This is a genomic window from Polynucleobacter sp. KF022 (assembly GCF_027924105.1).
GTDB lineage: Bacteria > Pseudomonadota > Gammaproteobacteria > Burkholderiales > Burkholderiaceae > Polynucleobacter.
The window spans coordinates 837,485-851,527 of sequence record NZ_AP026972.1; the positions used below are offsets into that span (position 1 = coordinate 837,485).

Annotated in this window: 12 protein-coding genes and 1 tRNA gene; 12 read left to right on the top strand and 1 reads right to left on the bottom strand. The window is 46.4% G+C overall.

Going from position 1 to position 14,043, the window contains the following annotated elements; translation table 11 throughout:
- The first annotated feature begins 25 nt into the window (after positions 1-25).
- The 6 genes from pheT to PKF022_RS04420 all read left to right on the top strand — a co-directional run bounded on the left by pheT (position 26) and on the right by PKF022_RS04420 (position 4,201).
- Entirely contained in the window at positions 26-2,482 is a 2,457-nt protein-coding gene (gene pheT, locus PKF022_RS04395) for a phenylalanine--tRNA ligase subunit beta (RefSeq protein WP_281777370.1), read from the top strand.
- 49 nt (positions 2,483-2,531) lie between these two features.
- Positions 2,532-2,855: an integration host factor subunit alpha gene (locus PKF022_RS04400; RefSeq protein ID WP_068321512.1), complete on the top strand. Its 324-nt coding sequence runs from the start codon at positions 2,532-2,534 to the stop codon at positions 2,853-2,855.
- Complete coding sequence (locus tag PKF022_RS04405; RefSeq protein WP_216190180.1) at positions 2,833-3,183, top strand: MerR family transcriptional regulator; 351 nt, start codon at positions 2,833-2,835, stop codon at positions 3,181-3,183. Before PKF022_RS04400 ends, PKF022_RS04405 begins: the two co-directional genes overlap by 23 nt.
- A gap of 25 nt (positions 3,184-3,208) precedes the next feature.
- A tRNA-Pro gene (locus PKF022_RS04410) sits at positions 3,209-3,285 on the top strand.
- Positions 3,286-3,319: 34 nt separating this feature from the next.
- Complete coding sequence (locus PKF022_RS04415; RefSeq protein WP_281777371.1) at positions 3,320-3,727, top strand: PaaI family thioesterase; 408 nt, start codon at positions 3,320-3,322, stop codon at positions 3,725-3,727.
- 189 nt (positions 3,728-3,916) lie between these two features.
- A complete protein-coding gene (locus tag PKF022_RS04420) occupies positions 3,917-4,201 on the top strand; it encodes an H-NS histone family protein (RefSeq protein WP_216231718.1) in 285 nt (94 codons plus the stop codon).
- Positions 4,202-4,278: 77 nt separating this feature from the next.
- Here the strand turns inward: PKF022_RS04420 and PKF022_RS04425 are convergent, their stop codons facing one another.
- Positions 4,279-4,977: a helix-turn-helix domain-containing protein gene (locus tag PKF022_RS04425; protein WP_281777372.1), complete on the bottom strand. Its 699-nt coding sequence runs from the start codon at positions 4,975-4,977 to the stop codon at positions 4,279-4,281.
- Positions 4,978-5,276: 299 nt separating this feature from the next.
- Here PKF022_RS04425 and PKF022_RS04430 point away from each other — a divergent pair, with 299 nt between their 5' ends.
- The 6 genes from PKF022_RS04430 to PKF022_RS04455 are packed head-to-tail and all read left to right on the top strand — an operon-like array spanning position 5,277 to position 14,037.
- On the top strand, positions 5,277-8,132 hold the full coding sequence (locus PKF022_RS04430) for a 2-oxoglutarate dehydrogenase E1 component (protein WP_281777373.1): 2,856 nt from the start codon (positions 5,277-5,279) through the stop codon (positions 8,130-8,132).
- Positions 8,133-8,180: 48 nt separating this feature from the next.
- Positions 8,181-9,392: a 2-oxoglutarate dehydrogenase complex dihydrolipoyllysine-residue succinyltransferase gene (gene odhB / locus PKF022_RS04435; protein ID WP_216244677.1), complete on the top strand. Its 1,212-nt coding sequence runs from the start codon at positions 8,181-8,183 to the stop codon at positions 9,390-9,392.
- Positions 9,393-9,404: 12 nt separating this feature from the next.
- Positions 9,405-10,841, top strand: a complete 1,437-nt coding sequence (gene lpdA / locus PKF022_RS04440) for a dihydrolipoyl dehydrogenase (protein ID WP_216231722.1) — start codon at positions 9,405-9,407, stop codon at positions 10,839-10,841.
- The gene (gene zapE, locus PKF022_RS04445) at positions 10,842-11,945 is read left to right on the top strand and encodes a cell division protein ZapE (RefSeq protein WP_281777374.1); all 1,104 of its coding nucleotides are present in this window, start codon (positions 10,842-10,844) and stop codon (positions 11,943-11,945) included.
- A gap of 9 nt (positions 11,946-11,954) precedes the next feature.
- The gene (locus PKF022_RS04450; RefSeq protein ID WP_281777375.1) at positions 11,955-12,806 is read left to right on the top strand and encodes a 3',5'-nucleoside bisphosphate phosphatase; all 852 of its coding nucleotides are present in this window, start codon (positions 11,955-11,957) and stop codon (positions 12,804-12,806) included.
- A gap of 28 nt (positions 12,807-12,834) precedes the next feature.
- Entirely contained in the window at positions 12,835-14,037 is a 1,203-nt protein-coding gene (locus tag PKF022_RS04455) for a tryptophan--tRNA ligase (protein ID WP_281777376.1), read from the top strand.
- The last annotated feature ends 6 nt before the right edge of the window (positions 14,038-14,043 follow it).

Below are 14,043 nucleotides of genomic sequence, written 5' to 3' on the forward strand. Positions count from 1 at the left end.
TTATTTCTAAATATTAGATCGCGCTATGCAATTTTCTGAATCTTGGCTTCGTCAGTATGTAAACCCATCGCTAGATAGTAATGCGCTTGGTCATGCCATGACTATGGCCGGCTTAGAGGTTGAAGAGCAGCATTCAGTAGCACCTGCTTTTACCAAGATCGTCGTTGCACAAATTCTCTCTGCAGAGCAGCATCCTGATGCAGACCGTTTGCGCGTTTGCAAAGTAGATGCCGGCACAGGCCAAGAATTGCAAATCGTTTGTGGCGCACCCAATGCGCGTGCTGGCATTAAGATTCCTTGCGCCCTGGTTGGTGCTGAATTGCCTCCAGCAGAATCAGGCGGCAAGCCTTTTCTTATTAAAGTGGGTAAATTGCGTGGCGTAGAAAGCCAAGGCATGCTGTGTTCTGGTCGTGAGCTCGGTTTGGGTGATGACCATGAAGGCATCTTAGAGTTGTCTACGGATGCTCCAGTTGGTCAAGATATTCGCCAATACCTCAATCTCGATGATCAAATCTTCGTTATCAAATTAACGCCAAACAAAGCCGATTGCCTCTCATTGATGGGGATGGCAAGAGAAGTTTCAGCAATTACTGGTGCCGCCCTCTGTGCGCCAAAGTGGACACCGCCGGCAGTAACCATTCAAGATAAGCGCAAAGTCACAGTAGAGAACAAAGAACTTTGTGGTCGCTTTGCAGGCCGTGTCATTCGTGGTGTGAATCCGCAAGCCAAAACACCTGATTGGATGGTTCAGCGTCTATGTAATGCCGGTCAAAGAAGTATTTCTGCTTTGGTAGATCTATCGAATTATGTGATGTTAGAGATGGGTCAGCCTACACACTTATTTGATATTGATAAATTGAATGGCGACATCACTGTGCGCTGGGCTAAATCAGGTGAGACACTCGAGCTTCTGAATGGCCAGACAGTGACTTTGCAGGGCCCAGATTCTGCTGGCAAGATACAAGATGCGGGCGTGGTTGCAGACCAATCCGGTCCAGTAGCGCTTGCAGGCATTATGGGTGGAAATCACTGCGCAGTATCCGATGACACCAAGAATATTTACGTTGAGGCCGCTTATTGGTTGCCTTCAGCGATCCAAGGTCGTGCCCGCCGCTTTAATTTCAGTACAGATGCAGCCCATCGCTTTGAGCGCGGTGTAGATCCGCAACATACGGTTAATTGCTTAGAGTATCTCAGCGCCTTAATTATTGAGGTTTGCGGTGGTCAAGCAGGTCCAGTGGATGATCAGGTTCTCAATGTTCCAGAGCGTAAGCCGGTCAAAATGCGTTTGGCTAGAGCGGAAAAAGTCATCGGCATTCCACTGACAAGCGAAGTAGTGGCTGATGTATTTAAGCGTCTCGGTTTTGAATTCAAGCAAGAGGGTGATGCGTTTGTTGTTACTCCTCCAAGCTATCGTTTCGATATTGAGATCGAAGAGGACTTAATTGAAGAAGTTGCACGTATGTACGGCTTCGAAAATATTCCCGATAAACCGCCAGTCGCCTCATTAAAGATGAGTGCTCAAGCGGAAGCGAAGCGCGGCATTCATTTGTTACGTCAGCGTTTTGCATTACAAGGGTATCAAGAGGCTGTAAACTTTGGTTTCACTGATCTTGAGAGCGAACAGCGTCTTGCAGGGGCTAAAGAGGAAGACCTGATTAAGGTGCTCAATCCAATCGCCAATCAATATGGCGTGATGCGTAGCAATCTGTGGGGTGGCTTGCTTTCCAGCCTGAAGTCCAATTTGAACCGCGGAGCAGGGCGTGCACGTCTATTTGAGACTGGTCGTGTATTTAAGCGTGATGCTAATGTTCAAGAAGAAGCTGGCAAAGTAGCTGGTTTTCATCAGCCGCAAAAAATTGGCGGCCTGGCTTATGGCTCATTTGTTCCAGAGCAATGGGCCAATGCAACGCGTACAGTTGATTTCTTCGATGTGAAGGGTGATCTTGAACGCGCCTTAGATCCGCTACATTTCGTGACAGAAGCAGCGCAGCATCCAGCATTACATCCTGGGCGCTCAGCGCAGGTGATTTTGAAAGCCGGCAAAAACAACATTGCAATTGGTTGGATAGGTGAATTGCATCCAGGCTTGCAACAGTCCTACGAACTTCCGCAAGCACCAGTGTTATTTGAATTGGACTTAGAGCCGATTCGTGAACTGGGATTACCGGTTCCTGAAGAATTAAGTAAATTCCCTGCAGTGCAACGAGATTTAGCATTGGTAGTGAAACAAAGTGTTTCTGCGCAATCTTTGCTGGATGTCATGGCTGCGAGTAAACAGAATTTTGTCCGCAATATTGAGCTCTTTGACGAGTTCAAGCCCAAGGCAGGTTCAAGTAGTATGGCAGACGATGAGAAAAGCTTAGCTTTCCGTGTCACCCTGTTAAATCCTAATGAAACATTGCAAGACCCCCAAATTGACGCAGTAATGGCTGCTTTATTGGCTGCCGTTGAGAAAAAATGTGCGGCTCGTCTGCGCTAGGTTTAGTATTAGATATAAATCGAATAATTAGTTACCAAAGAGACATGCAATGACCGAATTGATTTCTAACGATACCGTTACTAAAAATGAGCTATCAGAGGCTCTCTTTGATCAGGTTGGATTGAATAAGCGTGAAGCGAAAGACATGATTGATGCTTTCTTTGATCGCATTGGCCAATCTCTTGAGACCGGCGTAGAAGTAAAGATTTCTGGTTTTGGTAATTTCCAGTTGCGCAATAAATCGGCTCGTCCTGGCCGAAATCCAAAGACAGGTCAAATGATTCCGATTGCTGCTAGACGTGTAGTTACTTTTCACGCTAGTCAAAAGCTTAAAGATGTAGTGGAGTCACATGCTCGAGAAAACCGAGTTTGATGCCAGCTCAGCGCTGCTGAGCTCTCAACTTCCCCCGATACCAGCTAAGCGTTATTTCACTATTGGTGAAGTGGCAGATCTTTGTGGTGTTCGTTCTCACGTATTGCGCTATTGGGAGCAAGAGTTTTCCCAATTAAGTCCGCAAAAACGACGTGGTAACCGTCGCTATTACCAGCACCATGAGGTAGTACTCATCAGAAAAATTCGCTCACTTTTATACGAAGAGGGCTTTACGATTAGTGGTGCACGCAATCGCCTTGAAGAGGCTCGCGGCGACCTCCGTCTACGTGAAGAATTGCAAGCTGTTCTGCAAATTCTCTCTAAATAGTTACTGATACAATTTTGTCTTTCGTCGGGGCGTAGCGCAGCCTGGTAGCGTACATGCATGGGGTGCATGTGGTCGGAGGTTCAAATCCTCTCGCCCCGACCATACAACTTCTTCTCATCATTTCAAACTCGATTCCATGACAAGCACTGATAAATCTATTGAGTATTTTGGCCTCAAGATTCCTTTTTTAGCTCACTTGGGCGTAGTGCCAGAGTATGCAAAAGACGGCAAATCACGGATTAGCCTAGAAATTAGACCTGAGTATGAGAATAGTTTTGGTATCGCTCATGGCGGCGTGATCATGACTTTGCTCGATTTTGCGATGGGTGCTGCAGCCAGAAGTACGACCGACGTGCCTTTGGGTGCCATGACCATTGATATGACCGTTAGCTTCTTACGTCCCAGCGTTGGCAAAATCGCCGTTGAGGGCACCATATTGAAACCAGGCAAAACCATTAATTACTGTGAAGCGATTGTCTTAAATGAGGCTGGGGAGATTACGGCCAAATCTAGCGGTACTTTCATGTTGAGAAAATCAAGCTGAACTTAATTATCTATAGTATTTATAAAGATTATGTCTTTTATTTAATTTAATAGATATAGCACTGATAAATATAGGTTAATAATCCCAATAATATATATTGCCAGATTAATTAATTTATATATAATCACTCCCTAATACGGTTTATATCTACTGTATAAAACAACTTATTATTCGGAGAGTGAAAAGAATATGCCTTCTTATAAAGAGCTTTTAGCCCAACGCGAACAGTTGGATAAACAGATTAAAGAAGCAATTGCCCTAGAAAAGGCAGATGGTATTGCCAAAGCCAAGCTCATTATTGAGCAATATGGATTGAGCGCCTCAGACCTATTTAGCCGTAAAGCGGGCGCTAAGAGTGCTGGTGGCAAGGTTGCCCCTAAATACCGTAACCCGTCCACAGGCGAAACTTGGACCGGTCGCGGCAAAGCTCCTAAATGGATCGAGGGCAGGGATCGTAGTAGCTATTTAATCTAAGTTACTGTATTAATTGAGTTTTAGGATAAAGGCCGCTAATAGCGGCCTTTATCATTTCCTTAGCATCTAATTGCGCGCTATGCGCACTTTCTAGCGAGGGCCTCAACAAAGAGGGGCTCAAGTAGCTCATGTCTACTTCCATGTGCCCAGCTGCCTTCTATCTCAGGATTGGTGGCTGGATAGCCAATAATGAGGGGATTCATGTCAATTAAGCCGTTTTCCAGCTCCATTTTGATGCTTTCGCTTAATGGGGGCTTGCCCCCAGAATTCTCATCAACTAGAGTGACTACCCCTGGATGAAGTTTGATAAAACCTTCATCTACTAGAATAGGTATACGCTGTGTGTCCTTGTTTTTACTCAAATAATGGATCAAATGCACTTGCTCTACCGGCGGAATGAGGGCATCTAAAAAGATTAAATCGGGGGCTATTGAAACAGCCTTCATCAGGCCCTCTAGGCTATCGACTGCCATTTCCATATCCACTTTGAGCTGCCAATCGGCAATGGCATCTATTAATTCTTGCCCATTTTCAGATCTTCTAAAGATTCCCATGGCAACACAGTTCTGGGTGGTCTTTTGCCGCATAGCCCTTTTTCTTCGCTGTAGCTGCTGATCTAGAGAGCTTGCCAATATGCGTCGATGGCCGCCACGAGTCTTCCAGGCGATTAACTCACCTAATTCAACCATTTTTTGAACGGTACCCAAGGAAACTTGCAAAATCTTGGCGCTTTGACGGGTGCTGAGGTATTCAGTTTCTGGGGTCATTGAGTTCATATTTCCCTTAATCTCATTTATTTGTTTGAAGATTTAGAGAATAAAAATCAAAATCATTTGAATCTGTCGGCGAATCTTTAAAGCAAGGTAGGAAACTTCTTATTAATTACCTTAAATAAGGGGATACCCCCAAAACCCCTTAAATCAGGGAAAGCCCTTTATGAATCAATGGTCATTCGTGTTAAATTACTGTTGTAGTACCGGTATTTGCACAGATCAATTCGTGAAGCGGTATAGCCGTAGAGCGGATGGTTTTAACCACAGTTTTTAATCGGGAAACCCGATGAAAGGTGAGCATCATGATGCAGGATCAAAGAGATAATTCCTATCTCTTCGGCGGAAACGCCCCCTACGTAGAGGAACTCTACGAATCTTACTTGCACGATCCAGCTTCCGTAGCTGATCATTGGCGAGATTATTTCGATAACGTGAAACAGGTTCCAGCAGTTGATGGTTCATCTCGAACTGACATTGCACACGGACCGATTGTTGCTTCATTTGCTGAGCGCGCTAAGCAAGGTCCAATCAGAACGATTTCTGATTCGGCTGACTCAGAGATGGGCCGCAAACGCGTTGCTGTTCAGCAGTTAATTGCCGCGTATCGTAACGTCGGTAATCGCTGGGCAAACTTAGATCCATTGAAGCGGACAGAGCGCCAGGATATTCCTGAGTTAGATCCCGCTTTCTATGGCTTTACTGATGGCGATATGGACATCGTCTTCAATACAAGCAATACATTCTTCGGCAAGAACGAAATGTCTCTGCGCGATTTGCTCCAGGCATTGCGCGAAACCTATTGCGGCACGATTGGTGTCGAGTTCATGTTTATTGCCGATCAAAAAATTAAGAAGTGGTGGCAAGAGAAGTTGGAGTCCATTCGCTCAACCCCACAATTTAATGTGGATGAAAAGCGTCAGATCTTGGATCGTGTGACTGCTGCTGAAGGTCTTGAGCGTTACCTCCAGGCAAAGTATGTAGGTCAAAAGCGTTTCTCCCTTGAGGGTGGTGAGAGCTTTATTGCCTGTATGGACGAGTTGATTCGTGATGCGGGTAACAAAGGTGTTCAAGAGATCGTCATTGGTATGGCCCACCGTGGTCGTCTCAACGTATTGGTAAACACCTTAGGCAAAATGCCTAAAGACTTATTTGCTGAGTTTGAGCATAAGGGCCCAGAAACATTACCTGCCGGTGACGTTAAATATCACCAAGGTTTCTCAAGCGATATTTCGACTCCTGGCGGTCCGGTTCACTTGTCATTGGCATTTAATCCATCCCATTTGGAAATCGTTAACCCAGTAGTTGAAGGTTCTGCGCGTGCTCGTATGGAGCGTCGTGGCGATATGTTGGGCGATCAAGTTATGCCAGTATTGGTCCACGGTGACGCTGCGATTGCAGGTCAGGGTGTAATGCAAGAAACTTTAGCGATGTCTGAGGTTCGTGGTTACTCTACCGGTGGCACAGTCCACATCGTGATTAATAACCAAATTGGTTTCACAACTTCTGATCCGCGTGACTTGCGTTCTAGCTTGTACTGTACGGACGTCATGAAGATTGTTGATGCTCCTGTATTGCACGTGAATGGTGATGATCCTGAAGCGGTAGTCTTGGCAACCAAGCTGGCTGTTGAGTTCCGCATGAAGTTCCATAAAGACGTGGCGATTGACATTATCTGCTTCCGTAAGCTTGGCCATAACGAGCAAGATACGCCTGCAATGACTCAGCCATTGATGTACAAAATCATTGCAGCACACCCTGGCACCCGTAAGCTCTATGCTGACAAGTTAGAAACTCAAGGTGTATTGCCGGTTGGTACTGGTGACCTGATGGTTAAAGAGTATCGCGCTGCAATGGATGAGGGTAAGCAAACGTCCGATCCAGTATTGAGTAACTTCAAAGGCAAGTTTGCCGTGGATTGGTCTCCATTCTTGAATAAGAAGTGGACTGATGAAGCTGATACAGCGATTCCATTGACAGAGTGGAAGCGTTTGGCTGAAAAGATCTCCACTATTCCAGAGGGCTTTAAAGCGCATCCATTGGTTGCCAAGGTTTATAACGACCGTGCTGCAATGGGACGTGGTGAAGCGAATATTGACTGGGGTATGGGTGAGCACATGGCTTTCGCATCCCTAGTTGCAAGTGGCTATCCAGTTCGTTTATCTGGTGAAGATAGTGGACGCGGTACCTTTACCCACCGTCACGCGGTATTGCATGAGCAAAACCGTGAGAAATGGGATACCGGCACCTATATCGCACTTCAGCACGTTACTAAAGATCAGGCCCCATTTGTGGTGATTGACTCGATTCTGTCTGAAGAGGCTGTACTTGGATTTGAATACGGTTACGCTGCAGCAGAGCCAAACACTTTAACTATTTGGGAGGCCCAGTTCGGTGACTTCGCAAACGGTGCTCAAGTGGTTATCGACCAGTTCATCGCCTCTGGCGAAGTGAAGTGGGGTCGTGCTAATGGCTTGGTAATGATGTTGCCGCACGGTTATGAAGGTCAAGGACCTGAGCATTCCTCAGCACGTCTTGAGCGTTTCATGCAGTTGTGTGCTGATACCAATATGCAAGTCATTCAGCCGACTACTGCAGCGCAAATCTTCCATGTATTACGTCGTCAAATGATTCGTCAGTTCCGCAAGCCGCTGATCTTGATGACTCCAAAATCATTACTGCGTAATAAAGAAGCTGCATCACCTTTGTCTGAATTCACAAAAGGTGGCTTCCAAACTGTGATTGGTGAGCGTGATGAATCTATCGACGCTAAGCAGGTTACCCGTTTGGTAATGTGTTCTGGCAAGGTCTATTACGACTTGGTGAAGCAACGCGCCGAGAAGAAGATTGGCGATGTTGCCATTATTCGCTTGGAGCAGTTGTATCCATTCCCGCACAAAGCAGTGACTACTGAATTGAAGAAGTATCCAAAGCTAGAAGAGGTTGTATGGTGTCAGGACGAGCCACAAAACCAAGGCGCTTGGTTCTTTGTGCAACACAATATCTTGGAAAACATGTCTGATGGCATGAAGTTGGGCTATGCAGGCCGTCCTGCATCAGCATCACCAGCTTGTGGTTATGCCCATCTCCACCAAGAACAGCAGAAGTCTTTACTGAATGCGGCATTTGCCAAACTCAAAGGTTACGTGATTACGAAATAATCGTATTCATAACTCAACATACACACATATTTATAAACAGGATTAATCATGGCTATTTTCGAAGTTAAAGTTCCCCAACTCTCAGAGTCAGTTGCTGAAGCAACTTTGTTGCAATGGAAAAAGAAGGTTGGCGACGCTGTTGGTCAAGACGAGATCTTGATCGAAATCGAAACAGATAAAGTGGTACTCGAAGTACCAGCTCCATCAGCTGGCGTGCTCACAGAGATCGTTGTTGCTGACGGCGGTACTGTGGTTGCTGAGCAATTAATTGCAAAGATTGATAGCACTGCTGTTGCAGCTGCAGCTCCTGCTGCTGCCGCACCTGCACCAGCTGCTGCTCCTGCAGCCGCAGCACCGGCAAAAGCAGCCGCTCCTGCAGCTAAAGCTGGCGCAGCCGCAGCTCCTTCAGCTGCAAAAATTCTTGCTGAGAAGGGTGTCGATGCTGGTCAAGTTGCCGGTTCTGGGCGAGATGGTCGTATCACTAAAGGTGATGCATTGAATGCTTCTGCAGGTGGCGCTAAGTCTGCTGCATTGCCAAGCGCACCAATTCCAATGGGCGATCGTCCAGAAGAGCGCGTTCCAATGAGCCGCTTGCGCGCTCGGATTGCTGAGCGTTTGCTTGAGTCACAGGCGAACAATGCCATCTTGACTACTTTCAATGAAGTCAACATGGGTCCAGTGATTGCTTTGCGTAATAAGTACAAAGACCAGTTTGAGAAAACTCATGGCGTGAAGTTAGGCTTCATGTCTTTCTTCGTAAAAGCAGCGACACACGCTTTGAAGAAATTCCCACTTTTGAATGCTTCTGTTGACGGTAATGACATCGTTTACCACGGTTACTTTGATATCGGTATCGCTGTGAGCTCGCCACGTGGATTGGTAGTTCCAATTTTGCGTGACGTTGACCAAATGAATTTGGCTGATATCGAGAAGAAGATTGCTGAGTTCGGCACTAAAGCTCGCGAAGGTAAGTTGTCTATTGAAGAATTGACAGGCGGTACATTCTCCATCTCTAACGGTGGCGTATTCGGCTCCATGCTTTCTACGCCGATCATCAACCCACCGCAATCTGCAATTTTGGGTATTCACGCTACTAAAGACCGTGCTGTTGTTGAAAACGGTCAAGTAGTTGTTCGCCCAATTAACTACCTTGCTTTGTCATACGATCACCGCATCATTGACGGCCGTGAGGCTGTGCTTGGTTTGGTTGCCATGAAGGATGCGTTGGAAGATCCTTCACGTCTTCTCCTTGATTTGTAAGAAGGGAAGATCATGAGCCAAGCTTTTGACGTAGTAGTTATTGGTGGTGGCCCTGGTGGCTACATCGCCGCAATTCGTGCAGCGCAACTCGGTTTTAAGGTTGCCTGTGCTGAATCTAGTTCTTATGATGATCCTAAGGGTGAGCCACGTTTAGGTGGCACATGCTTGAACGTTGGTTGTATTCCTTCTAAGGCCTTGTTGGCCTCTTCTGAGGAATTCGAGAAGATCAATCATCATGCTGCTGATCACGGAATTAAAGTGGGTGCAGTTAGCATCGACTCTAAGAAGATGATCGCCCGCAAAGATGACATCGTTACCAAGATGACTGGTGGTATTCAGTACTTGTTCCGCAAGAACAAAATCACTTTGTTAAAAGGCCATGCGTCATTTGAAGGCAAGGGCGCTGATGGTTATCAAGTGAAGATTGATGGCAAAGACAAAGAAACCGTTACTGCAAAGAATGTCATCATTGCAACTGGTTCTAAGGCGCGTCATCTTCCAGGTATCGCTGTAGATAACGTATTGATTTGCGATAACGAAGGCGCCTTGAAGTTTGATTCTGCCCCTAAGAAATTAGGCGTAATTGGTGCAGGCGTTATTGGCTTAGAGTTAGGTTCTGTATGGCGTCGTCTCGGTGCTGAAGTAACCGTGCTGGAAGCAATGCCTTCATTCTTAGCTGCTTGCGACGCAGGTATCGCTAAAGAAGCGCAGAAGCTTTTTGCAAAACAAGGCTTGAGCATTAATACTGGCGTCAAAATTGGCGATGTGAAGGCTGATAAGAAAGGTGTAGTAGTTAATTACACTGACAGCGCTGGTAAAGCTGCTAAGTTGGAATGTGATCGCTTAATTGTTTCAGTGGGTCGCGTACCAAACACTGACAAATTAGGTTTAGACAAGATTGGCCTCAAAGTGGATGAGCGTGGTTTCATTCCTATTGATGACCACACTTGCGCTACTGCAGCACCTGGCGTGTACGCCGTTGGTGACGTAGTGCGTGGACCAATGTTGGCACACAAAGCAGAAGACGAAGGTGTCTTAGTTGCTGAGGTGATTGCTGGTCAAAAACCACATATCGATTACAACTGCATTCCTTGGGTTATTTATACCGATCCTGAGATTGCATGGGTTGGTAAAACAGAGCAAGCGCTCAAGGAAGCTGGTGTTGCTTATAAAGCAGGTCAATTCCCATTTGCTGCTAACGGCCGTGCATTAGGCATGGGTCGTGCTGATGGTTTCATCAAAGTATTGGCTGATGCTAAGACAGATGAGATCCTTGGCGTTCATATCATCGGTGCTAATGCTTCTGACCTCATTGCTGAAGCAGCAGTAGCTATGGAATTCAAAGCAGCAGCAGAAGATATTGCTCGTATCTGTCATGCACATCCAAGTTTGTCTGAAGTGATGCGCGAAGCAGCGTTAGCGACAGACTCACGTGCATTAAATATGTAATTGAAAACCATTGAGTTTTACCAACAAGAGTTAAAGACGCGCGGGTATCAGAGTGATCCCGCGCAGCTTCGCGCTGTAGAGCGTCTACAGAAATGCGAAGACGAGTGGATTGCATACAAGGAAATCCGCAGTAATACCCTAAAGAAAAAGATATTCAAGCCGAATCTCCCACGTGGTCTGTATTTATGGGGTGGGGTAGGACGCGGCAAGTCTTTCTTAATGGACTGCTTTTATGCAGCTTCGCCACTAGAAAAAAAGATCCGTATTCATTTTCATGAGTTCATGCGCGAAGTCCATCGTGAGCTCCATGAGCTATCAGGCCTAGCAGATCCGCTAGATGAATTAGCTAAGCGCATCTCGAATCGTTATCGCTTGATTTGTTTCGATGAGTTTCATATTAACGACATTGCCGATGCGATGATTCTGTATCGCCTTCTTAGCGCTCTCTTTGCTGATCGCGTGCAGTTTGTGATGACATCTAACTATCGCCCAGATCAGCTATATCCCAATGGTTTACATCGTGATCGATTGATTCCTGCCATCAAGCTACTTGAAGAAAAGCTTGACGTGCTCAATGTGGACGCAGGCAATGATTACCGCCGCGTGCAGATGGCCCAAGTGGAGGCTTACCTAACACCCGTCAATGCCGAGACCCAAGCAACGCTAGGACAAATGTTTCAAACACTCATTGGCAATCAAAAGGAGACCCGTAATCCTGTACTCAATATTGAGTCCCGTGAACTGCGACCCTTACACATGGCAGACGGTGTGGTCTGGTTTGACTTCAAAACTCTGTGCTGCGGTCCACGCTCTCAAAATGATTACCTGGAGATTGCTAACCAGTTTCATACAGTCATTCTGTCAGGGGTGCCCTATATGCCACCCAGAATGACTAATGAGGCCCGTCGTTTTATTTGGCTCATTGATGTCCTTTACGACCATAAGATCAAGCTCATCATTTCTGCTGAGGTTCCAGCCCCGGATTTGTATACCGAGGGTCAAATTACCGCTGAATTCTCCAGAACCGTGTCCCGTTTGATCGAGATGCAGTCTCGTGACTACCTCGACGCGCCGCGTCGGGTAATTGATACCAGCTTGACCTAAAATAGGGTCATGAGCAGCTTTTCACCCCTAAATGCAGATTTGCATTGCCATTCAGTGATTTCTGACGGTACTTTGACGCCCGAAGAATTGGCCGAGCGCGCCAAAGCAAATGGAGTGCATTTGTGGGCCCTGACTGACCATGACGAGTTGGGCGGCCAGAAGCGTGCCCGAGAGGCAGCTAGCACATTAAAAATTGATTACCTTTCTGGAGTAGAAATTTCTGTCACCTGGATGGGTGAGACCATTCACATAGTCGGCCTTGGAATTGATGCAGAGCATGCTGGAATTATTGAAGGTTTGCGTCAAACGCGAGATGGTCGCGCGAATCGCGCCAAACTGATGGCCGAGCAATTACTCAAAGTCGGTATTGCGGGTGCTTATGAAGGGGCACTGCATTTCGCAGGTAACCACGACTTAATTTCTAGAACTCACTTCGCACGTTTTTTAGTAGAGCAGGGCGTATGCCGCAATACTGAACATGTATTCAAGAATTACTTAATTGAAGGAAAGCCGGGATATGTCCCGCATCAGTGGGCGAACTTGGATAATGCAGTTCACTGGATTAAGTCGGCAGGGGGTGTGGCTGTTATTGCCCATCCCGGTCGTTACAGTAGATTGAATGCAATGCAGATGGACGAGCTCTACAAGCACTTTAAAGATCTTGGCGGCCTGGCGATTGAGGTGATTACCGGTAGTCACAGTCCAGATCAATATAAAACTTTTGCAAAGATTGCTCAGCAGTATGGTTTTTTAGCATCTCGCGGTTCAGACTTTCATGACCCGAATGAGAGCCACATTGACTTAGGTAATTTGCCACACTTACCAGACCACCTGACTCCAGTATGGTCTGCCTTCCACTAAATAATTAATCACATAGAAAAAAATACAGATGTTTGCTGAACGCGTTCTCTCTGGTATGCGCCCAACCGGTAATTTGCACTTAGGTCACTACCACGGTGTTTTAAAGAACTGGGTACGTTTGCAGTCTGAATACCCCTGTTTCTTTTTTGTAGCCGATTGGCATGCATTAACTACCCACTATGAAACCCCAGATGTAATTGAGCAATCCGTATGGGATATGGTGATTGATTGGTTGGCAACTGGCGTAGATCCAAACCAAGCCACTTTGTTTATTCAAAGCAAAGTGCCTGAACATGCCGAACTGTTTTTATTGCTTTCAATGGGTACTCCATTGGGTTGGTTGGAACGCGTGCCTACCTATAAAGATCAGATCGAAAAGCTCAAAGAAAAAGACCTGCAAACCTATGGTTTCTTGGGCTATCCATTGCTCCAAGCCGCAGATATATTGATCTATCGCGCTCAGTTTGTTCCTGTAGGCGAAGACCAGGTGCCCCACGTAGAGATGACTCGTGAAGTAGCCCGTCGCTTTAATTACTTGTATGGCCGTGAGCCTGGCTTTGAAGAAAAAGCATTAGAAGCTGTTAAAAAATTAGGAAGCAAACGCGCCAAGATGTACGCCGAATTACGCGTTGCTTTTCAGGAGCGTGGAGATGACGAAGCTCTAGAGCAAGCAAAAGCATTGCTGCAAGAAGCGCAAAGCCTATCTATGGCTGACCGCGAGAGACTCTTTGGCTTCTTGGAGGGTGCTCGCAAAATTATCCTGCCTGAACCACAAGCATTATTGACTACGGCCTCTCGCATGCCTGGTATTGATGGACAGAAGATGTCCAAGTCCTATGGCAATACGATTAGTATTCGTGAAAATCCGGAGGATGTGATTAAGAAGATTCGCACGATGCCTACAGATCCTGCTCGCGTTCGTAGATCCGACGTTGGTGACCCAGCACGTTGCCCGGTTTGGCAGCTGCATACCGTCTACTCTAATGAGGAGACTAAGCAGTGGGTAGATAAGGGTTGTAAATCCGCTGGCATTGGCTGCCTGGAGTGCAAGCAGCCTGTTATTGATGCGATCCTGGCTGAGCAGCAACCCATGTTTGAGCGTGCGCAGAAGTATTTAGATGATCCTAGTTTGTTACGCTCCATCATTGCTGATGGTTGCGATAAGGCACGTAAGGTTGCTCAAGAAACCATGCGTGAGGTTCGCGAGTCTATGGGACTGGCTTACGATTGAGGATTA

What these genes read in the sequence shown, in the direction of transcription:
- lpdA (WP_216231722.1), top strand. Translation starts at nt 9,405, where the DNA reads ATGAGCCAAGCTTTTGACGTAGTAGTTATTGGTGGTGGCCCTGGTGGC.
- odhB (WP_216244677.1), top strand. Translation starts at nt 8,181, where the DNA reads ATGGCTATTTTCGAAGTTAAAGTTCCCCAACTCTCAGAGTCAGTTGCT.
- PKF022_RS04420 (WP_216231718.1), top strand. Translation starts at nt 3,917, where the DNA reads ATGCCTTCTTATAAAGAGCTTTTAGCCCAACGCGAACAGTTGGATAAA.
- PKF022_RS04415 (WP_281777371.1), top strand. Translation starts at nt 3,320, where the DNA reads ATGACAAGCACTGATAAATCTATTGAGTATTTTGGCCTCAAGATTCCT.
- PKF022_RS04450 (WP_281777375.1), top strand. Translation starts at nt 11,955, where the DNA reads ATGAGCAGCTTTTCACCCCTAAATGCAGATTTGCATTGCCATTCAGTG.
- PKF022_RS04430 (WP_281777373.1), top strand. Translation starts at nt 5,277, where the DNA reads ATGATGCAGGATCAAAGAGATAATTCCTATCTCTTCGGCGGAAACGCC.
- PKF022_RS04455 (WP_281777376.1), top strand. Translation starts at nt 12,835, where the DNA reads ATGTTTGCTGAACGCGTTCTCTCTGGTATGCGCCCAACCGGTAATTTG.
- PKF022_RS04405 (WP_216190180.1), top strand. Translation starts at nt 2,833, where the DNA reads ATGCTCGAGAAAACCGAGTTTGATGCCAGCTCAGCGCTGCTGAGCTCT.
- PKF022_RS04425 (WP_281777372.1), bottom strand. Translation starts at nt 4,977, where the DNA reads ATGAACTCAATGACCCCAGAAACTGAATACCTCAGCACCCGTCAAAGC.
- PKF022_RS04400 (WP_068321512.1), top strand. Translation starts at nt 2,532, where the DNA reads ATGACCGAATTGATTTCTAACGATACCGTTACTAAAAATGAGCTATCA.
- pheT (WP_281777370.1), top strand. Translation starts at nt 26, where the DNA reads ATGCAATTTTCTGAATCTTGGCTTCGTCAGTATGTAAACCCATCGCTA.